This is a genomic window from Legionella waltersii (genome assembly GCF_001468085.1).
Lineage (GTDB): Bacteria > Pseudomonadota > Gammaproteobacteria > Legionellales > Legionellaceae > Legionella > Legionella waltersii.
Genome location: NZ_LNZB01000060.1, coordinates 107,175 through 128,260 on the forward strand (window position 1 = coordinate 107,175; position 21,086 = coordinate 128,260).

Consider the following 21,086-nt stretch of genomic DNA (forward strand, 5'->3'; position numbering starts at 1 on the left):
GTCAATTATGAAACATTTATCATTAACTCCTGAACTTTATGAATACATGTTGGATGTGTCTTTACGCGAACACCCTTCATTAAAGGCCTTGCGTGAAGAAACATCGACCATGGAACTGGCTAATATGCAAGTTGCTCCTGAGCAGGCTCAGTTTTTGCAATTATTAATTCGATTGACTCAAGCCAAGAAAGTGTTAGAGCTGGGTACCTTTACTGGATACAGCGCTCTGGCGATGTCTCTGGCACTTCCAGAAGATGGCGAGCTCATTACTTGTGATATCAATGCCGAATGGACTAAACATGCACATCCTTTTTGGCATCAAGCTAAGCAAGAACATAAAATCAATTTACGCCTTGGCCCTGCCATAGAAACCCTTCACTCGTTGTTGGAACTGGGCGGAAAACATCAGTTTGATTTTATTTTTATTGATGCCGACAAAACAAACTACCTTAATTACTATGAACTTAGTTTACAGTTAATTAAGCCCAAAGGATTAATTGCTGTTGATAACATTTTTTGGGATGGTAATGTTATTAACGCCGCAGACACCAGTGCACAGACTCGAGAAATTCGAAAATTCAATGAACTTATCAAGCACGACTCTCGAGTGAACGTTAGTTTATTAGCGATAGCTGATGGTTTGTTTTTAATACAACCCATATAATTTGGTGCAATAAGCAGAATATGGGCAGGAATAGACAATAGACTTCTTTCGAAACTCGCTAATGCTGAAATAAAAAGAGTTATTTTTGAGAATCGCAGCGCAGTTTACATCAAGTAAATGAGCAGCGAATCGCAGAAAATCACTCTTTTTAGCCAGCAGTAGTAGAGTTTCAAAAGAAGTATAATGACTTTGTATAAGGAGAGTTGATGATGCAAGAAAATAACCCCTGTGGATTAGATGGCTTTGCCTTTTTAGAGTTTTCAGGCCCTGATAGAAACAAGTTACATCAGCAATTTATACAAATGGGGTTTAAACCAGTAGCTAAGCACAAAACTCAAGACGTTACTCTTTTTAAGCAAGGCGATATTCAGTTTATTGTGAACGCAGCTCCTCATTGCCAAGCCAGTACCCACGCTGAAACTCATGGCCCTGGTGCATGCGCTATGGGATTTAAAGTCAAAGATGCTCAAGCTGCTTTCGAATACGCTATTCGCCATGGGGGAACTGCATTTGAAGACGCACCACATGTCAATCATGACTTAACCGCAATTCAAGCTATTGGCGGCAGCGTCATATACTTTGTAGACGACAACAACAAGCCTTTTGCGAATGATTGGGAAATGTTGACAACTGAACCTGTGATTGGTCATGGATTGCAAACGATTGATCATCTTACTCACAATGTATTCCGTGGAAACATGGATAAATGGGCGGCCTTTTATGAATCGATTTTTAATTTCAAAGAAATTCGCTTTTTCAACATTAAAGGAAAAATGACAGGATTGGTCAGTAGAGCTCTCGGTAGTCCCTGTGGCAAAATTAAAATACCCCTCAATGAATCAAAAGACGAGGTATCACAAATTGAAGAATTCTTGCATGATTACCGTGGAGAAGGCATACAGCATATTGCACTTACCACCAATACTATTTACAAAACAGTAAATTCTCTTAGACAACAAGGTGTTTCATTCTTGGATGTACCAGATACTTATTACGAGATGATTCAAGATCGTCTTCCATGGCATCAAGAGCCACTCAAGGAATTAAACACCGAAAAAATTCTTATCGATGGAGAAACAGATCCCAAATACGGCTTACTCTTGCAAATATTTACTGAGAACATTTTTGGACCGGTATTTTTTGAAATCATTCAGCGCAAAGGCAATCAAGGATTTGGTGAAGGGAATTTTCAAGCCTTGTTCGAAGCAATCGAACGAGATCAAATACGTCGCGGTACACTAACAGTAGCTCAATAAGGTATCGATATGAAACTAGCTAGCCTGAGATCATCCCAATTAAGAGATGGCATTTTATGCGTAGTGAATAGAGAATTGACTAAAGCGGTCATAGTCTCTCATATAGCCCCCACCCTCCAACACGCTCTTGATAGTTGGGATAGTGTAGAGAGCAAATTGCAGGAAGTTTATCAGTTGCTCAATGACAATCTAGTTGATCAATCCTTTGCATTTGACCCTAAACAATGTACTTCCCCTTTACCAAGAGCCTTTCAATGGGCTGATGGTAGCGCTTACGTTAATCACGTTGAATTAGTCCGTAAGGCAAGAGGCGCAGAAATGCCTGCTGACTTCTGGACCAATCCCTTGATGTACCAAGGGGGGTCTGATGGATTTTTAGGGCCTTATGACCCCATCCTAGTGCCTGATGAAGCTTATGGAATTGATTTTGAATCGGAAGTAGCTGTGATCACGGATGATGTTCCGATGTGTGTTGGAAAAAAGGAAGCTGCCCAGCACATCAAATTACTGATGTTAGTGAACGACGTCTCTCTGCGAAATTTAATTCCTGAAGAACTGGCTAAAGGCTTTGGCTTTTATCAATCTAAGCCAGCCAGTAGTTTTTCACCGGTAGCTGTAACACCCGATGAATTAGGCTCAGATTGGAAAGATGAGAAGGTTCACCTTTCATTGTATAGCTATCTCAATGGAGATTTATTTGGTAAGCCTAATGCTGGTGTTGACATGACTTTTTCTTTTGCTGAGCTCATTCAACATGCTACTAAAACAAGAAGTTTAGGTGCAGGTACAATTATTGGTTCAGGAACAGTCTCAAATATCGATCGAAGCAATGGCTCTTCTTGCATCGCTGAAAGAAGAATGTTGGAAATTATTGAATCAGGAAAACCCAAAACTCCGTTTATGAAATTTGGCGATCGAATCAAAATAGAAATGCTCGACAATCAAAACCGATCTATTTTTGGAACAATTGACCAAATTGTAACTCAATATTCCAAGGAAGGCTGATGATACTTTACGATTATTTTCGCTCCACAGCCTGTTATCGAGTTAGAATTGCATTGAACTTAAAGCAAATACCCTATGAAAAAGTGGAAGTGCATTTGGTCAATAACGGTGGAGAGCAACATAGTCCAATGTACCTGAAAATAAATCCACAAGGACTTGTACCGACAATCGATAATAATGGCCAAGTAATCAGTCAATCTTTGGCCATAATCGATTATTTAGAGGATGTTTACCCTGATCCTCAATTGCTTCCCAAAGATCCATACATAAAAGCAAAATTGAAATCTATCGCATTCACTGTAGCCTGTGACATGCACCCACTCAATAATTTAGGGGTCTTGAATCGTCTAAAGTCTCAATTTAATGCCCAAGAAGATCAAGTTACCACGTGGTATCATCATTGGTTGAAAAAAGGGTTTGATGCCATTGAAAAGCAACTGGAACAACTCGAGCGCTCCCAAGCAGTCTGTTATGGAGACACAATAAGCCTTGCCGATGTTTGTTTAATCCCTCAGGTATACAACGCCTATCGATTTCATTTTAACCTGGATGCTTACCCTCTTATCCGCAGCATCAATGAGCATTGTTTATCAATTGAAGCCTTTAAAAAAGCAGTGCCATAAGGGGAAGGGGTAATTAAAATGCTCCTCATAGATTCACTGAACCGCACGCTTAAGCCAGAGGAATTTAGGACTTAGATTATTCCGCTCCCTCACGGCTGAGGAATCGACTCAAATTATAGTGCCCCAACAAATCTCTTCTTTGATGGTCAGTAAGCGTAGGTCCGGCGCGTCGCCTAATGGCACTGCCTTAGAAGCGTCATTCGTGAAAGCGGATAGTTCCGTATCCGCTTGCTGACGCGCACGGCTCGGTTCACTCCCCGCTGTGACTAGGATTTGATTCAGACAGCAAAGAAGAAACCGAGCCGCGCACGTCAGCAAGCGGACCGACTCACTCCCTTCTATGACTGGGATTTGATTCAGACAGCAAAGAAGGAACCGAGCCGCGCGCGTCAGCAAGCGGACCGATGAGGGCCAGATAGATGAACCTAATAACACCGCTTAAGGCAACGCCGTTCAGCGAAGCACCTGACCCTTGGTATAAATGCCCCTTTTTAAAAAATGTGTCGATTCCTCAGCCCTCACGGTCGCGGCTCGGTTAACATTGTAAAAAACCGAGCCGCGACCGTGAGGGAGCGGACAACGATCTAGATGACAATTAAGACCGTAACATCGAAATTAATGGTTCCAATAATAGCAACAATATGATTAAATATAATTCATTATATATCTTTAATGAACAAAACGAGAATTCAATTATGACGTTAATAAAACAGCTAAGTCTTAGTTTTTTGATTTTTATGAGCCTTGATGCCAACGCCTACATGACAAGAAATGGCCAAATTTATGATGACCGGGGTAATCCAGTCATCATTAACGGATTATCATGGTCTGGTTTTCAAGACACTAATGTATTTCAAGGACTACAAAGCAATCCCTTTTATAGTCTCAAAACAGGCTCTAATACCGATAAAGCTGGCTTACTGGATTTGCTAACCCATCCTTGGGATTATGCTGACTCAGGCGTGGACAAGCAATCCGCTGTACAATTTAAAACAATTCGTCTGCCAATACAGCCGGATGTGCTTTACGATGATGAACATCAAGTGGATTTAAACAAAGGGCTCAGTAATAAACTGCAACCAACTACAGGAAATGGAGTTTTTTGTAAAACTTGGCAAGTCAATGGAAACGGATGTGAGCAGGCTGTTAGTCCTAAGCAAGCTTTTTGGGTGGTTTTAGAAGAGATGAAGAAGAACAATATCAAGGTTATGATTGATATTCACCATCGTAATGGCTACGGGGACGGGATGCGTGATGGGACTGTCTATGATATGCATCAATACGAAAAAGATCTGACTCTTTTGGCTTCAGAAATTAAAAACCGTCAGTTGGATAATGTCATAGGTATTGATGTGTTTAACGAACCCTATCAGTTAAGTTGGTTTAAAGGGAGAAACGGACAGGTTGCCTGGATGAAAGTCATCGCTACTGCGGCTAATGCAGTCCATCAAGCTAATCCAGAGTTGTTATTATTTGTTGAGGGGCCTGGGGGTGGTAATGATGATCTTGATAATCCCGTCATTTGTGTGCCTCGCTCTCAAATTCAAGATGATCCTAATGGGTATGCACATTGGAAAGACCAGTCAGCCTGTGGGGACAGCCAAGACGTTGTATTGTTCAAAGGAAATTGGGGTGAAGATTTTAAACCCCTTTTGAATAAGGATTTAGCCAAGAAAGGCCAGGCGGTGTTTGATGTGCAATATTTTGCGAATGCTCTAGTGCAGCAAGAACCCAAGATAAACTCGGCGACAATGGACTGGTTTTTAGGGGATGATAGGGCTGGCAACAATGGGCATTTGGTATTCTCTCCTCACGTTTATCCAAAAGAGGTTGCGGGTTGGGAAACAGCGCCAGGGAACCCCTCAAACCTTCGTTTTGATTGGAGCTGGGGATTTTTATATCAATCAGGATATCCAGTTGTCCTAGGAGAGGCTTCCTGGAAAACATCGCAAGGGAAGCAATTCTTTATCAATGCTTTAATGCCTTATTTGCTACATAGTGGAATAAGTCCTCATAATCTCTATTTTTGGGCTATTGGTTATTTGGGGGATACTGTAAGTGTTATTAATCCAAATACAGGGAGATTGGATAGCGGTGTTCAACAAACATTGGCACCTTATTTTAATTAATTTTATGCTAGACGGTTCGATCAAGGCTAAGGTGAATCGGTCCACCACCTTAGCGAATCACAAATATGTAAAAAAATAAAACAATTTTAGAGGTTTCTTAGCAATTATTGGCATTTTACGCTATAATAAGTGACTTTGAATTCTTCCCTAAAAATAATGCCTATTACGCACTTATTATTAGCACTGGTGGTTGTTTTTGCCTGGGGTATCAATTTCATTTTTGTTAAACTTGGACTTGATGAAATTTCCCCATTGCTTCTTTGCGCCTTGCGTTTTTTATTGTCTAGTTTTCCTGCTGTCTTATTTATTAAGCCTCCTAAAGCACCTTTTGGTATTGTTGCAAGTTATGGCTTAATTATGTTTGCCCTGCAATTTTCCTTGGTTTTTATTGGATTAAATGTTGGTATGACTCCTGGAATGGCTTCTTTGTTGATGCAAGTTCAGGTGTTCTTTAGTATGTTTTTTGCAGTGATATTTTTAGGTGAACAACCGAACTTTGGCCAAATAATTGGTGCCTTAGTCGCTTTTGTAGGTATCGGCATAGTGGCAATGCACTTTGATCACAATGTAACTCTACTTGGTTTTTTATGCATTATTGGAGCTGCGGCTACCTGGGGAATCGGGAATTTAATTACAAAAAAAATGAAGTCCACTAATTTTATCGCAGTTATTGTATGGGGTAGTTTCGTGGCGTGTCTACCGATGTTTGTTATTTCTCTGATCTTTGAAGGCCCAAGTAACTTTGTAGAAACTTATCAAGGAATTACATGGAAAGGCGTCATCTCTCTGCTTTATACCGTATATATTTCTACTTGGGTAGGATATGGCGTTTGGAATTGGTTGATTGCTCGGCATCCTGTTAGCACAGTTGTGCCTTATACTTTAATGGTCCCCGTAGTAGGTATGTTAAGCTCAGTTCTGTTTTTAGGTGAGCAATTTTATTTATGGAAGCTTGTTTCAGGTTTATTGGTTATCAGTGGTCTTTGTATTAATCTATTAGCCACCCGATTCTTTGCAGTAAAAAAACAGGAACCAGAAACTGCATAAAGGATTCGCATGACCTATCCTAAAAATATTCTACTTTGTGCTGATGACTTCGGATTAAGTGAAGGAGTCTCTCAAGGAATCATTCAGCTTGTACAATTACAACGTATATCTGTGGCTAGTTGTATGGCAAATTCTCCTTACTTTGCTGAACAATCGAAATATTTATCCAATTTACATGACCATGCAAAGTTTGGATTGCATTTTAATCTGACTGAAGGGGCCTTTTTATCGGCTTCAACCTCAATAGGCTATAGCCTACAGACTTTGCTTTTCAAAGCCCATGCGAGAATGCTAGATGTCCAATTTATAGCCAAGGAGTTACGTGCTCAATTTGAATGTTACGTTGATCTGGTTGGAAAATTCCCCAGTTTTATTGATGGACACCAACATGTTCACCAATTCCCTCAAATAAGAGAGGTATTGTTGCAATTTTATGAGGAGAAGTTAAAAGGGAGTGGAGTCTACATTCGCTCCACCTATCCAGCGGTAAACCTCGCAAAATATTCGTTAAAAACTAAGGTATTAGCCTTCACCGGAGGCAAAATCTTACAGTCGAAGTTAAAGAAAGGTTTTATACCACATAACCAGTGTTTTGCTGGAATTTATGACTTTTCAGAGCAAGCAAACTATAGAAACTTGTTTCGGCAATGGCTGGCGGCAGCACCTGATGACACATTAATAATGTGCCATCCTGCTCAAGACTCATCTGGTGTGGTTGAACACGCAACCACAAGGAAGCATGAGTTTGACTACTTTACAAGCGATGATTTTCTAAACGATTGCGCAGAGTTTCAGATTCAATTATCGACACGCCCAAAATCGAGAAACAACGAAGTTGTACACAGCAACTAATACTAAGACTAGAGTCAAAGAAACTAAGTAGTGAATGCTGGTGTATTCCAAAAATAGGTAATATAAGGCCTCATTGAGGAGACCAGCAGAGGCAGCGACTATAAAAAAGTGCATTAATTTTAATTCTTTCTGATCGTCTAAGTTTGAAAAAGTATATCTTTTATGCCCCAGGTAGCTCACATTAAATGCGATGAGAAACCCGAGAACATTCGCTAATAATGGACTTATGGAAATAAAATGAACAAGAAGGCCTACAATTAGAATATTAACAGCTGCGGCGGAAGTACCGATAATGATGTAATAGAATAAACGATGAGATAACTTAAGACTTGCTGTCGTCAAAACTAGCTACCTCATCAACAATATACAGAGGTCTGTTTTTAACTTCATCAAAGACACGACCAATGTATTCTCCTACCACACCGATAGCAAATAATTGTACCCCTCCGAAGAAACTAATGGCGGTGACGATAGTTGCCCATCCGGGTGTTTGCACTCCAAATAGAAGAGTTGAACAGACTATCCATGCAGCATAAAGCAGTGCGATGGATGAAATGCATATACCTCCCAATGCGATCATTCTTAAAGGGAAGGCGGTAAATGAAGTTATCCCTGTAATTGCTAGATCCAGCAAGGAGTAAAAGTTCCATTGAGAGGTTCCCCCTTTTCGTGGTTGCACTTCAAATGGAATCGCGATCTCTTTGAAACCAACCCAGCCATAGAGCCCTTTCATGAACCGGTTGCGTTCGGGTAGTGTAAGCAATGCATTGACGATTTTTCTATCCAACAACCTATAATCACCTGCATTGGCAGGAATATTGATGCGATTTATCTTGGAAGCAAATTGATAGAACAATTTGGCACAGTTTCTTTTTAACCAGGATTCGTTGGACCGGCTTGTTCTAACCGCGTAAACCATGTCGTAGCCATTTTCCCATTGAATAATAAATTCCTTAATTAATTCCAGTGGGTGTTGAAAATCGCTATCGATCAAAATCACAGCATCGCCCTTAGCCATTTCAAGTCCAGCAGATAAGGCTTTTTCCTTGCCAAAATTGCGACTAAATCGGACATAGCGAAGAGTATATTGTTTTCTTATGTTTTGAATAATGGTGCAGGTGTTGTCTTGGCTGCCATCGTCAATAAGTAATATTTCATAGGGGTATGAAAGTTCTTGCAGAGTTTTATCCAAAGCTGCAATAAACTCGCTGATGAGGTTTTCTTCATTGAAAATAGGAACTACGCATGAGATTAATTTTTTTTGTTTTGAAAGGTTTTTCATTTATCCCAAGGCAGAGGCTGCTGTGACTTTAAAAGGTTTATTTTAACTAAATACCTGTATCTTAGTCCAGTGTAATCATTTCTTAAGTTAAATATGGTAAAATTCAATCTAATTTGTATTTAATTTACAACCTTATGTATCAGCCTTATTTAGAAACAGAGCTTGAAGGATTGGATAGTAGCAAGGGCTCTAAGAATAGTGCACATGAAATCCATAAAGTGAAGTGCTCTATGGGTAAGGAGAAGGTACGGGCTTTTTATAAAAAGAATAAAAACAACGAGCCACTTTTATCGATCAATGAAGCCGCATTTAGTGAGCTAGCTCGAATGTTGATGCCCAAGAGCATCACTCCAAGGCATTTTTTAGTTCAGAAAGCAGCACGCGGACCTATTACTGGTGTCATAAGTCAAGATATTGGTTCGATCATCAATGAACGAGATTCTATAGAGAGCACCCAATTTCTAGCAGTCGATCCTATTACTGGCACATTTAAAGAAGTTGCAATCACTGAAAATTCTGATATCCCTTATGTCTTTTTTCATAAATTACCCCATGGGTATTTTTATACTTTAATGCGACTAAGGGAAGAAGGTGTTGTAAGCATTGATATGGATTCTCTAGCAAGCGTCCTGGCTGTAAAGTACAAGTTGGAAGAAGATGATTTACATAAGGGTAATTTTGGGTTTTATGTCATAAAAAGAGTGGGAAAACCACCGCTCATAAAATTTTTTACCATTGATCATGACATGTTGTTAGCCAATAGTGTCACTTCATTTATTCATTTTCGCCTTCCGAATTTTAGCTATACGGATACCTCTTTTAACATTACTCCAGAAGATTTAATCCGTTTTCCAGATTTGCATGATTCTAAAAACCATTATTGGCCAACACGTAAACGATTATTGGTTATGACAGGTGATCCTAAGGTCTATACAAATTCAGAAGAGATGGAGGCTTTCAAAAGACTAAATACTGACCCAGAGTTTAATCATGCAAAATGGAAACGATTTTTAAAAGGAATTTTGGCGACCGATGAAATGACACGCGCCGCTCTGAGTCTTCATTTGAATAAAAGAAACCCTAAGGACTTGGCAAAAATTCAATTAATAAGCCATGCAATGAATGAACGAATCATGCAACTAAGGGCAAACCTTTTGTCGATTCCTGAGTTTCGAAACTACATCAATAGTGGACAGGGCAAAGCGGATATTCTGGATATGATTAGGGAGTTTGAAGAGTACATTACTGATGTGCAAGACCATTTTGATTTAGATCCTGAGCAAACCAAAGAAGGATTCCAAAATGAGCTGCTGGATGGGATTAAGGAGTTAGCAAAAATAAGTTCTCATTCTTGTGATCCTGACGATAAAAGAGCGGTTAAAGACGGAGATACCCCTTTGCATATTGCAATTCGAATTGGTCAGTACCGCTTTGAAGAGAGTGAAAAGGCGTATAGCAAATATTGGAGCATCCCCAACTCAGAAAATAAAACAGCCATTGAGGTTGCTATGGACATGGCAGAAACATGTGATGCTCATTGTAATCGAGATGTTCCAGCGTTAGACCCCTTTGCTGTAATCCAGGATCTTTTAAATCGTGGTGCTCAGAGAACGCCGGAACTCGATCGTTTGCTTGAGAGAAAGGGGATTAATATTGATACTTATTTTTTCAATTCAAAATACTATGATGAACCTGTCGAAACATACGATGATCTAAAAGAAATTATTGCTGCAATTGGTAATGACTCAAATCTTAGCCTTAAAACCAAGAAAACCATAGTCATAGATGTGGTCAGAAAGAACCTTAATCAGTTATCATCAGATGATTGTGCTAGGTTAAGAGCAGAGTTGAACGGGACTAGTGAAACAAGTATTGCTCCAGAGTTTCTATTTATTTCGCAGCTTCGCAGCAGTCTTTGGATTATCCGATGGATTCGAGGCGTGTATGGGATGTCTTCTACTCGATATGAGCTTAATTCGATACTAGATAATAGGGAGTTGCAGCTTGGGATGGAATTTTGTATGGCATTTTTTAAACCCAGCATGCCTGCTAGAAGGGATAACAATCGTGAGACACCTACACCTATTTTTAGTCAGTAGTCTTTAAATCCATCTATCCCCTCACTCAACTTACTTCATGGCGATGACTGTTGGAAATATATGGGCTTCATCGTACAAAAACTGAATTCCATTAAAACCTACTGATTCTAGCTGTTTTTGCGTCTGTTTTGTACTTCGAAAGCAGCGGAATTTAGCATTCAATAGGTCTACGAAGATGATTCGTTGTAAAAGCAAATGATCTTTGTTTACTTTATCCAATACCCACTCACACTCTTCTGTAGACATAGGTGGATGTGTTAGGAAACTAGTTACCAATTTTCCACCAGGTCTCAAGGACTTATAAAATTGTCTATAGAGGTCTGTGACTTTCTCATCCTCAGGTTCATATATATTTAAACCATTGCTCGAAATAAGATCGAATTGGTCTCGCATAGGGAGTGCCCACGCATTGAGGTGCATGAATTCAATGTTCTGCCTGATCTTCAATTTTTCGGCTAAAGCACTTGCTTCCTTAAGGGTATTGACATCAAAATCAATGCCCACTAATTGAAGGTTATTCACCTGTTTCAGATCAAGATACAAAAGCTCACCCATCAGTCCTGAAGGTATTGAGGCCAAAACTGCTCCGTCATTGACTGATTTCTGGTTCTCCTTTAAAAAAAGTTTAAAGCGCTGTTGGGTTGCGATCATTGTTGGGGCTTGATCTAAGAGAAATCGCTCAAGATCAGTAAAAGCTTGGCCTTGATTATTCAAACCTGTTTTTCTCCCTACCCAAGGGTGAGTAAGCATATAATGCGTCCAATAGCCATTAATCCCTTGGTTATTGATTAAAAACCGTCCAAACTCAAATTCACTGAGTTGTTGCAGTAAAGCGAACTGTTCCTCTACACTAACATGTGGTTTATTTCCTTCTTGGAGTATTCTAGTTTGAATCTGGAGAATGGAATCCTCCAAATCCATTGTCCTATCATTGTGGGAAATAATTTGGTCTTGGATGAGCATGGGGTTCCTTTTCTTTTGTTTGTTCTGAATTTGGAGAGATGCAACAAAAAATACTGCGAAATAGAAGGGCGGCTCGTGATCTTTTGGGAGTTATTCTTTCAACATGGCTAGATCTTTTTTCCAGGTCGCTGTTTGGAAGTAATGGTTCTTTGACCGATTGAGTCTCTTCAGGCTTGAAGTCGTGGTACTGGTCAACAAAGAACTCTCGTGCTATAGACGACGATTTAACGACAAAATCTAATAGTTGTTCCGATGTTGGTACAAGATAATCAGTCAGTTTTGCCTTTTGGCTGAGTGCGGTGGGATCTAGTCCTATTCCCCCTTTTTTATTAAGCCATTCATTTAATTTGGACTTTTCGTAAAGAACTGTGATGCCTTCCTTATTGGGATAAAAAACAGGATTTCTGATGGGTTCAATAGTTATTGCGCAATACAGCCAATCTATGTTTGTAACCCCGAGTAAATTTAATCTATTTTCTAATAGTCTAAGCAGGGTTGCTGCATCCGGCTCTCTGGTTTTCATGTGTTTTGGCACACTGTCTTCATCGTATAGTGTTTTATTTCTGTCATCTAGCAAATATACAATCTTGCCCATGCTGATTTCCTCTTTAATAGTTACAGGACTTACGAAAAACTCCCAATCTCCTCGTTAAAAAGTAGTTTTAATTCGTCTATTGAGTTGATCTAAACTCCCTCATTAAAAACACCGTTTTCCTCGCCCTTTGCGATTTTTAGTAAGGCCTGATTTATTCTTAGCTATACACTTCAGGGGGGTATAAATGCCCATTTTTTGGTAGTTTGATTTGCACCATACCACTTTCGTCCGTTCTTATAAAGGGAATATTTAGGGATTTTAACTTAAGAGTTGTTTTGTCATGTGGGAAATGGAATCGATTATCAAAGCCTAACGAAGCAATGGCATAGCGGGGATTTACATCCAGCAAAAAACGATAAGATGAAGAGGTGCTGCTTCCATGATGTGGTACAATGAATACCTCAGAATTTAATTGGTTCGAATAAGTTCGAACTAAATAGTCTTCTGCGACAGCTTCTATATCTCCAGTCAGTAAGATGCTGCTCACAGAGTTGCTTACTCGTAATACACAGGAATGATTGTTTTTTTTACCCAGGACTTCGTGGATGGGAAAAAATTTAAAGGTAACCTTGTCCCATCGCCATTCATGGAAAGTATGACAATTGAGTCCTCGGTTATAATAGTCTGGATCATCAACGATTAACCTGTCTACGGGCAGAGATTGTTCAATGGAGCCAAGTCCACCCATATGATCTTTATCAGGATGACTGATTACAACAGCATCGATACTTTTTATTCCTTTTGAATTTAAAAAAGGTAAAACCACCATTTTTCCCAAATCACTGCCCTGAAAGAATTGATCCCCAGTGTCATAAACCAACACATGATTTTGGGTTCGAATCACTACGGATAAACCTTGACCCACATCCAGGACATTGACTAGAGCCTCACCAGACTTAATGCTGTCTTGATGGGGAAACAATGGAATAACAATCCAAAGAATGGCGATGTGTTTAAACGGTTTTGTAGGGAGAATAGCAAGCATCATGATTCCAAACAGTAAGGACAACATCATTGGGGCTGTCTGAATGCTCCAATTGATGTTTAACGTTGATAAATACTCAGTTAAAGCCAAACCTTTGAGCAACAGACTAACCAACAGTGATAACGGCTTCATCAGTATCCAGGACCAGGACTGTGAACTGAACAACAAGGTCATTAAGGCTAAAGGAACAATCAAAAATCCAACCAAAGGGATCGCAAATAGATTGGCAATAAACCCATTAATAGAACCATAGCCATACCAGAAAAAACTTAAGGGCAATAAACCAATAAGACAACTTAATTGTAAAGCCAACTTAAGTTGATATCCTTTTAACTGCCATCGCTGATGAGTGATTAAAAGACATGCCACTGCACCAAAAGAAAAATAAAACCCTTGCATGAATACAGCATGAGGATCAATGCAGAGAACCACAAACAGTGCATAACGCCAAATCTGCCAGGGGGTGAATCGTTGGCTTCCTACACAACCTAATGTGAAGAAAAAATAACCCGATAAAGCTCTTTGCACAGGAGGCTCAAAACCAGCTAGGAGTGAATACATGAAGGCGACAATAAGACTGCAAACACCAGCAAAGGAGCGTGCTGGAATACATAAGCAACAAGCGGGAAATCGAGACCATATCCATCTGCAGCAATAAAATAAGATCCCTGCAATGAATGCAATATGTTCACCTGAAATACCAAAGAGGTGAATTGTCCCTGTCCTTCTAAACAGCTCCCATGTTTCTGGAGCGATATGGGTAGCAATATTCAAGGTTAACGCTTCTAGAATTGCAGCAATTTGCTTGTCATGCGCCAAAGAAGCTATGCTATTCGCTAAGCGCTCACGGAGCGGCAATAAGGATAATTCATTGGATGTGGTACTGAGTAATTGACTACCCTTAGGAAGAATGTAACCAGTCCAATGGATGTGTCTAGCAGATAAAAATAATGTGTAATTATAACTTCCAGGGTTTTTGAAATTCCTAGGTTTTTTCAACTTGACCTTTAAGCGCCAAGTTTGGCCAGCTTTAAGCTTTGGTGGATGATTATACCAACTCAGTAAAATCACTCCCTTTGCAGCTTGATCATTGAATTTTTGCAATGAAAGATGAAATTGGGTTTTATGGGTATTTTGATTTGGAATCGAGCTGATTATTCCTTCAATGATTGCATAGGGAATAACCTGTTTTTCCGGAAGGCCTTTGGGAAACACAATGCACTCGTGTATCCAAGCAACACTGCAGGCTCCAAGGAAATAGAGAATTAAACGGTATTTCGGGGTTAGGAAATAAAGCAGTAATAGAGCTGGTATCAAATAGATTTCTTGGGTATATACAAATAAAATACCTAAATAAAAGCAGACAATTTCCATTGTTCATTCAGTTGGACTTTTCCTTGGGGTTGAGACTGTAAGCGATGTATCAAAAGAATGAAAGAGTTTTTTAAAAATTCTGTCGTGCGCATACAGGCATGACAGAATTCAGTGAGACCATTAGTTTATGGGTTCCAACATTTAGGTTGGGATGCTGCGGAAGAGTCCAATGCAGTTTTAACATTGGCTTGATTAATAGACATACTCACACAATCCGTATCCTCGACTTGTGTACCAAGAGGTGTCGCGGTTAAGGTGTAGGTTGTTGGAGTTACGTTAGTGGCTGTAATTCTGTAATATCCCTGTGGAGAGGTTTGAGGAAAGACTGGAATTGCACCACAAGCTGCCGCATATGAAAAATTTTGCGAGTAGCAGCGTTCAAAAATGATTTGATCTTGAGTTAATGTACTTAGGGCATCAGAACGTCTTGACTCCATGATGTATTGTTTATACGAGGGGTAGGCAATAGCAGTCAAAATCCCTAAGATAACCATGGCTATCATCAATTCAATTAATGAAAACCCTAACTCCCTGTTGATGTTTTGTTTTTTCATTCCAATGTTCATTTTATTCATAGTCCCTTATTCAATTTGCCACCACCCAACTTTTCTAGGGGTCGTATTAGGGTTAATTACCGTACTTTGTGCTCCATCAGACTGCGTAATTAAAATGACGATGTGGCCACTTTCATTAGGACCGAGCACCGTTGGTGAGTTTGCATAATGATTCGACAAATCAATACCTACCGGATAGGCGTTATTGTATTGGTCTGCAGAGTCAAATCCTCCATCACCGCTTAAATCAAAAAGAGCAAAATTAAATGAACCCCCTGTTTGGTAATTGATCTCTAAGAGCATGGACGAGAAAGCAATACCGCATGCATCAAGCGGTGGAGTATTTATTGTTGCAATAAATTTACCATTAATCAATGCGGGTATTGTAATCAATCGTTGGCCAGCGGTAGGTAAATCCGTATACCAGCCTGATTTATTATTCCAGTTAATCGTATTTGCTGTGCTCGTGATGATATCCATGGGTAACCCTGAAGTTGACGTAGTCACTATGGTTAATGTTTGTTGTTGCAGATCGGTGCGAGTTAGGGTTGTACTACTACCAGGTTTGTCCCAAATACCATAGATCGATTGAGTTTGGGTGCTGAGCAAATCACTGGACGTTAAAAGTTGCCCAGTTCCAATCATAATGAATAATCCCTGTTTTCGAGGATAATTGGGATTCAAAGTCACTGTCGGAGGTGTCGTGATGGGTTGAGCTACCCCACTAGAATCTCTTGCTTGGAATAATACTCGAGCAGTCCAATTTGCTGCATTGACATTATCAACATCAATTGCCCATAGATTGCCTTGCAAATCACCGGCATAGACGACTGTAATCGGGCTATTTTGTACGCCATCAGATTGAGCTAGAGCAACAGTAGACAAGCCTTGAGGAGATGCTGCGTTACATGCCGTAGGAACTGCAGCACACAAATCAATTTTCCTGATGACTGTTCCTGTTTGTGGATCCAATGCATAAAGGATGGATTTATTACTGGAACTGTTATACCCATTTCCAAAGAATACAGCAAAGCTTAATTGCGTGGTACTTGCTGATTTAATGATACCAATTTGCGGTTGGCTGTAAGTTAGTCCTAGATCAGTATCCGTGAACTCCCATAATACAGAACTCGCTAAACTGGCTTCGTTATTAATACTTGCAGGATCAGTGACGTCTAAAGCATAAATACTATTTCCTCCAGCATTTTGACCACCTACTACGAGTGTATGCCAAGAGGCATTCGAAAACTGCACATCACCACTTGCAGGCGAGCCATTGACATAGAACAGATGGTTTTGGTTGTATAATGGAGCGGTAATTTTCTCTAAATTATTAAATACGGCATTTGGAATAAAGGCAAAGACTTCACTTCCTGTTGTTGCATTGATTGCGTGAAGCATACCATCGTTAGCGCCCACATAAATCATTTCTTGTCTATCAACATTGGCTTTGGCAAAAGCAATATAACTTGTTGTTGAATAGGGCTCTTTGGGAGCACCAACAAAGATGACCTGGCTATCTACGATGTCGCCAAGGTAGTGGCTCCGATTGCGGAAGGTTCCACCATTCCTTTTTTCTAATTCCGCACTGCCTCGTATGTACTCTACACGTTTAGACCCAAGCGTATCGAGTGATTGCAGAAGAGCTTGCTGTGCCGCACTAATATTGGCCCATCGGAAGGGGACACCTGCAGATGCCGTAGGGTTCCAGGTCGCTACTAAACGGTTAGTAGACCAACCAGTGCCAGCGACCAAGGTATCCAGTAACGATTGCGCATTCCAGAGAGTGGTATTCGTGGGAGCCCCAGTATTTGGATCAAGCTCTATAGCGTATAAATTACCTGTCCAATCTCGATAGGGAGTGTCGCTGGATACGAAATTGGCTTGGTATTCAACGGTACTGCTGTCTATTCGAGTAGAGCTGACAGCAGCGGCTGATGTAGTGAATGAACCATTTTGTATGCTAATAAGAATGCTGTTTAAACTATTAGCAAGAGAAGTGGGGTCGGTTGCAGGATAGTAGTTTTCTGTACCCCCTGCTACTGCCATGGCTGTTAGCGTAGCTGCTGCTTGGGGGTTTAAGCTAGGATTTACTCCTGCTCCTAGACCAATGATGTACACATTGACACCACTGTTCTTTAATTCCGTTATTTTACTGATGGCGTCACTTACGGCCGTATTATTGGTTGAGTTTAGCGAGCCGTCCGCATTAAATGTTGCAGTAACTCCATAGCCAGCAGCGGCTGCGCTACCTAATGGTGGCCATTTTTTACCACTTAAATCTTGAGTTGGTAGCCCATCAGAAATGAGAATCACGTATTTTTTTTGCGGACAACCATTTCCGCTGGTGGTTCCCAGCGTTGACATATACTCTTTTGCTTTAGATAGGAGTCCAGCAATCGGAGCTTGGACAGCACTTGCTTTAATTTCAGACGTCGCTGTTGAGCTGGTCTCTGGTTGCAACAATGGGGTAAAGGCGCTTAGCGCGGTGGCAACGCTTGCTGTAGTAGGATAGGTTCCCGCTGAAGTCATGTTCACTCGAATGGTTCCAGTGTTGGCACTTTGGCTGCCGTAATAACCAAAGCCACGTTGAACATAAAAAACTTCTTGAGAAAAAGGGACAAAACCAGCGTTAGTGGGTCCAACAGCAAAGCTCCCTATGTTAGGAAGCGTGTTGGCATAGGATAACGTTACACTACCGCTATTGTATTGACCCAAAGTACGGTTTGGGGGATAGGGAGTTGCTGGAGTCGGTCCGTTATAGTTGTTGAATGCACCTGGAAATGAACCACTTGCATAGAGTACGTCGTTGATACTGGGGTCATCGCTTGTGCTGCTGATTTGCATGTATTGGTTCCCAGACAACGTTGCTGCTCCATATCGACCAGCTAATGCAGTACAATTGCTTAGGATGGTTGCAGAAGCTGATCCATAGTTATAACAGGGGTTAATGACATAGCGATTGCCAGCGACTTGGGTATTGGTAAACACAAAATTACTTGCGGTTGGAGACATGTGGTATACCCAAGTATTATAAAGGTTTACACCACTGGTGGAATAGGTGGCTAGCCCGAAATCAGTGGTTGCCATGTAATTATTAAGAATGGCTAAAACACCTGCTTTAGCGACATTTAATCGAGAAGGTCCATTGTCGTATTTCACTCCACCGCTCGTAACAGTGTATGGTGCATTTCCGCTTCCATCTGGACCTTGTAAAGGAGGAGTAAATCCAGAAGGTACTGCATAATTCACAGGTGAGCTTGAGTTGTACAGCGACGTTAAACCTGAGGCTAATGATCCCGAACCAGTCATAATAGCACCACTCAAAGTCCCATCCATGGATTGAGAGTTACCTATTAAAATCAGTACTTGCGGGTGGATAGGACTAGCCATAATTAGAGGGATCTGTGAAATTGTTAAAGGCAAGGCGTACAAAGTTACGGAGGAGCAGAAAATAATTGCTATAAGCACTTTCTGCGTCACTTTGATGCTTTGTTTGAAAACCCTTTTTAAACCTACACTGTCCATGATATACACTGCCTATTGTTGAATCTGTATTGTGCTTTGTATCAATACAGATGAGTTTCCGTTCGCTCCAGTAGAGCGAGCAGTAATCCGATATACATTTGCTGGAACTTTCATGTTTTGCCCAGGGATAATCACTGAAGGTAATTTTTCAAGGATATATTGAGCACTCGCACCTGAGCCACCTTGGAAACTGCTGATTACGGCGTTACTATTGCTCCAATCGATGGTTTTCCAAAGGGGAGCAGTGCTATCATCAAATAAATAAAATCCGTTGTTATTCCGCATGAAAGACTCTTGGTTATAGGAGCCGTTAATGATGCTATTAATGGCTTCGTTAATTGCACCTTCTGTTTTTTCAAAACTAACTTCTGCATCAGAAGCATTAGCAGCGACTCGAGTTTGACTGGAATTCATGGATACTTGGGTCAAAGCCATCACTGTAAGCATAACCATCAGTATCAAGGAGGTGATTAGCACATAACCTTCATTCTTGGTTTTTTGAGCACGGATTAAGCGATTCATGAGACGGAATTCCTTAAAGTAACGGTTAATTCATAAACATGCCTTAAGCGATTGTCATTGGGCGTTGTGACTTGGGTGTCTAGTACCTGATATTGTTGAGTAGTCAAGCTTCCAGAGCCCCTTTGGCCAGAGATAAGGAGACCAACACGAACAGAGTATACATTGGCCCAATTGGTGACTGCGTTCGCAGAAACATATTGGTTAATCACTCCATTGACGCCTACTCCATATTGAATTTTCATAAATTCCACGCCGGGCACTAGAGGTTGAATGTTCCAGGCATTGCCATTCAATGTAGCTATCATCAGAGCGCTTTGTCCTCCTTGGCCTTGCCCGATGAATAAAGCCGTTTGTTGCAGAGGAACGAGTTGCGCACCAACTTGAAAATTAATCGGAAATGTACTGGAAGAGTTACTGGAAACCCCTGCTCCAGCGTTGTGAGAAATATTTGTTCCAGCAACGCCTGAGATTTGGAATACGATAGACTTCCCACAATCGGATACAGCAGCAAATTGACCTGCAGTAAGCGTTAATCCAGTTGCATTCTGAATAACAAGAAAGCTAGAGCCAGAATCAATGGTTGATATCCCCACCGGAAAGCTATCAGGGGTAGGGCCAAGCATCACGATGACATCACTACCTTGTTGAGCATTTCCTACTAATGAAGCATCTAAAGCAGGAGTCCAGTTGTTGGCATTGCTGCTATTCGGTGCGTTAGATTGAGTAATGGTAAAGCTACCACCACTTCCATTATACCCTATCATCATAGTAGGGCTGGTGTTTATGTCGCCAATTGGCTTGGGTCCACCTGCATTCAAGTTCGATATGCTAGTGGCTATTGAGCCACATCCAACAAAACCGGCTGATCGGATCAGAGGAATCAGCAGATTGGAAATTGCATTTTCATTGGATTGGATTAAATCTTGGGAGTTAGATGCTTTGTAAAGCTGGGTTTGTGCTAAATAGATTTGTAACACAGAATAGGTGAGTATAAGCCCCATCAATGAAGCTATCATTAATTCTACTAAAGAAAATCCAAGTTGTTGTTTTTTAGTCGTCTTCATATTTGGCTCTGCACTGTAAATCGAACAAAGTTTGCTGTAGGCGCTTGAGTACTGCTCGACCCGACAACTGCTTGAGCTTGAGCGTCATTCCATTGAACTGTTACTGTCACAACAGTGTTTCCAGCTCCTCCTGCTAAGGCGGTCGTAACTGATCCGCTGCCGCTAGGCAAGGCAGACACTATCTTGGTTAACCAGTACCAGGAATCGTACTGGGCTAACTGGGCTGGTGTGCAGATTGATGAATTGCATAATACGGCTGGCGTGCTGACTGATGTTGGATAGCCATTGCTTCCTATATTACTCACATTGTAACTTCCAGTTAAAGCAACTTTTGAATTGGCACGTATCCTATCAAACATGTCATAGGCTGCTTGAACTGCTTGTAATTTAGCATAGCTTGAGTTATTGGCTTTATTGCTTACAAGAAGCATACTAGCAATTCCAAGCAAGCCAACAGATAGCACTACCACGGATATTAAAATTTCCAAAAGTGTCATTCCCTTGTACTTAGTGAATGTTTTAATACCTGTATTCATTCAACCTA

Annotated in this window: 18 protein-coding genes; 8 read left to right on the forward strand and 10 right to left on the reverse strand. The window is 40.7% G+C overall.

All coding sequences use genetic code 11. From position 1 onward, the window contains the following. Positions 1-7: 7 nt before the first annotated feature. The 7 genes from Lwal_RS13675 to Lwal_RS13705 all read left to right on the forward strand — a co-directional run bounded on the left by Lwal_RS13675 (position 8) and on the right by Lwal_RS13705 (position 7,576). Complete coding sequence (locus Lwal_RS13675; protein WP_058481370.1) at positions 8-664, forward strand: class I SAM-dependent methyltransferase; 657 nt, start codon at positions 8-10, stop codon at positions 662-664. Between the two features lie 209 nt (positions 665-873). Then, positions 874-1,920, forward strand: a complete 1,047-nt coding sequence (hppD, locus tag Lwal_RS13680) for a 4-hydroxyphenylpyruvate dioxygenase (RefSeq protein ID WP_193787246.1) — start codon at positions 874-876, stop codon at positions 1,918-1,920. A 9-nt stretch (positions 1,921-1,929) separates the two neighbouring features. Further along, positions 1,930-2,925, forward strand: coding sequence for a fumarylacetoacetate hydrolase family protein (locus tag Lwal_RS13685; protein ID WP_058481372.1), 996 nt, complete (start codon positions 1,930-1,932; stop codon positions 2,923-2,925). Then, a complete protein-coding gene (maiA, locus tag Lwal_RS13690; protein WP_058481373.1) occupies positions 2,925-3,548 on the forward strand; it encodes a maleylacetoacetate isomerase in 624 nt (207 codons plus the stop codon). The genes Lwal_RS13685 and maiA overlap by 1 nt, the downstream gene beginning before the upstream one ends. A gap of 695 nt (positions 3,549-4,243) precedes the next feature. Then, positions 4,244-5,677: a cellulase family glycosylhydrolase gene (locus Lwal_RS13695; protein WP_058481374.1), complete on the forward strand. Its 1,434-nt coding sequence runs from the start codon at positions 4,244-4,246 to the stop codon at positions 5,675-5,677. Positions 5,678-5,833: 156 nt separating this feature from the next. Continuing rightward, the gene (locus Lwal_RS13700) at positions 5,834-6,724 is read left to right on the forward strand and encodes an EamA family transporter (protein ID WP_058481375.1); all 891 of its coding nucleotides are present in this window, start codon (positions 5,834-5,836) and stop codon (positions 6,722-6,724) included. Positions 6,725-6,733: 9 nt separating this feature from the next. Continuing rightward, positions 6,734-7,576: a ChbG/HpnK family deacetylase gene (locus Lwal_RS13705; protein ID WP_058481376.1), complete on the forward strand. Its 843-nt coding sequence runs from the start codon at positions 6,734-6,736 to the stop codon at positions 7,574-7,576. On the opposite strand, the gene Lwal_RS17135 is transcribed toward Lwal_RS13705, so the two are convergent. Both Lwal_RS17135 and Lwal_RS13710 read right to left on the reverse strand, forming a co-directional pair. Continuing rightward, positions 7,526-7,918 carry a GtrA family protein gene (locus Lwal_RS17135; RefSeq protein WP_083500109.1) on the reverse strand — a complete coding sequence of 131 codons (393 nt, stop codon included), beginning with the start codon at positions 7,916-7,918 and terminating at the stop codon, positions 7,526-7,528. The two genes, Lwal_RS13705 and Lwal_RS17135, sit on opposite strands and share 51 nt — an antisense overlap. Next, complete coding sequence (locus Lwal_RS13710) at positions 7,899-8,858, reverse strand: glycosyltransferase family 2 protein (RefSeq protein ID WP_058481377.1); 960 nt, start codon at positions 8,856-8,858, stop codon at positions 7,899-7,901. Before Lwal_RS13710 ends, Lwal_RS17135 begins: the two co-directional genes overlap by 20 nt. A gap of 134 nt (positions 8,859-8,992) precedes the next feature. Between Lwal_RS13710 and ankK the strand changes: the two genes are divergently transcribed. After that, positions 8,993-10,957 carry a Dot/Icm T4SS effector AnkK/LegA5 gene (ankK, locus tag Lwal_RS13715; RefSeq protein ID WP_133141251.1) on the forward strand — a complete coding sequence of 655 codons (1,965 nt, stop codon included), beginning with the start codon at positions 8,993-8,995 and terminating at the stop codon, positions 10,955-10,957. 30 nt (positions 10,958-10,987) lie between these two features. Here the strand turns inward: ankK and Lwal_RS13720 are convergent, their stop codons facing one another. The 8 genes from Lwal_RS13720 to pilV all read right to left on the reverse strand — a co-directional run bounded on the left by Lwal_RS13720 (position 10,988) and on the right by pilV (position 21,078). Beyond that, positions 10,988-11,878 (reverse strand): class I SAM-dependent methyltransferase, encoded by an 891-nt coding sequence (locus Lwal_RS13720; protein WP_231951018.1) that lies wholly within the window; start codon positions 11,876-11,878, stop codon positions 10,988-10,990. 7 nt (positions 11,879-11,885) lie between these two features. Beyond that, complete coding sequence (locus Lwal_RS13725; protein WP_058481380.1) at positions 11,886-12,515, reverse strand: RING finger protein; 630 nt, start codon at positions 12,513-12,515, stop codon at positions 11,886-11,888. 157 nt (positions 12,516-12,672) lie between these two features. Continuing rightward, positions 12,673-14,874, reverse strand: a complete 2,202-nt coding sequence (locus tag Lwal_RS13730) for a DNA internalization-related competence protein ComEC/Rec2 (RefSeq protein ID WP_058481381.1) — start codon at positions 14,872-14,874, stop codon at positions 12,673-12,675. 125 nt (positions 14,875-14,999) lie between these two features. Next, positions 15,000-15,440: a type IV pilin protein gene (locus Lwal_RS13735; RefSeq protein ID WP_231951044.1), complete on the reverse strand. Its 441-nt coding sequence runs from the start codon at positions 15,438-15,440 to the stop codon at positions 15,000-15,002. Between the two features lie 15 nt (positions 15,441-15,455). Next, the gene (locus Lwal_RS13740) at positions 15,456-18,956 is read right to left on the reverse strand and encodes a pilus assembly protein (protein WP_058481382.1); all 3,501 of its coding nucleotides are present in this window, start codon (positions 18,954-18,956) and stop codon (positions 15,456-15,458) included. Positions 18,957-18,968: 12 nt separating this feature from the next. Further along, positions 18,969-19,478, reverse strand: a complete 510-nt coding sequence (locus Lwal_RS13745) for a pilus assembly PilX family protein (RefSeq protein ID WP_058481383.1) — start codon at positions 19,476-19,478, stop codon at positions 18,969-18,971. Further along, the gene (locus Lwal_RS13750) at positions 19,475-20,542 is read right to left on the reverse strand and encodes a PilW family protein (RefSeq protein WP_058481384.1); all 1,068 of its coding nucleotides are present in this window, start codon (positions 20,540-20,542) and stop codon (positions 19,475-19,477) included. The genes Lwal_RS13745 and Lwal_RS13750 overlap by 4 nt, the downstream gene beginning before the upstream one ends. Next, entirely contained in the window at positions 20,539-21,078 is a 540-nt protein-coding gene (gene pilV, locus Lwal_RS13755; protein ID WP_058481385.1) for a type IV pilus modification protein PilV, read from the reverse strand. The genes Lwal_RS13750 and pilV overlap by 4 nt, the downstream gene beginning before the upstream one ends. Positions 21,079-21,086 lie beyond the last annotated feature (8 nt).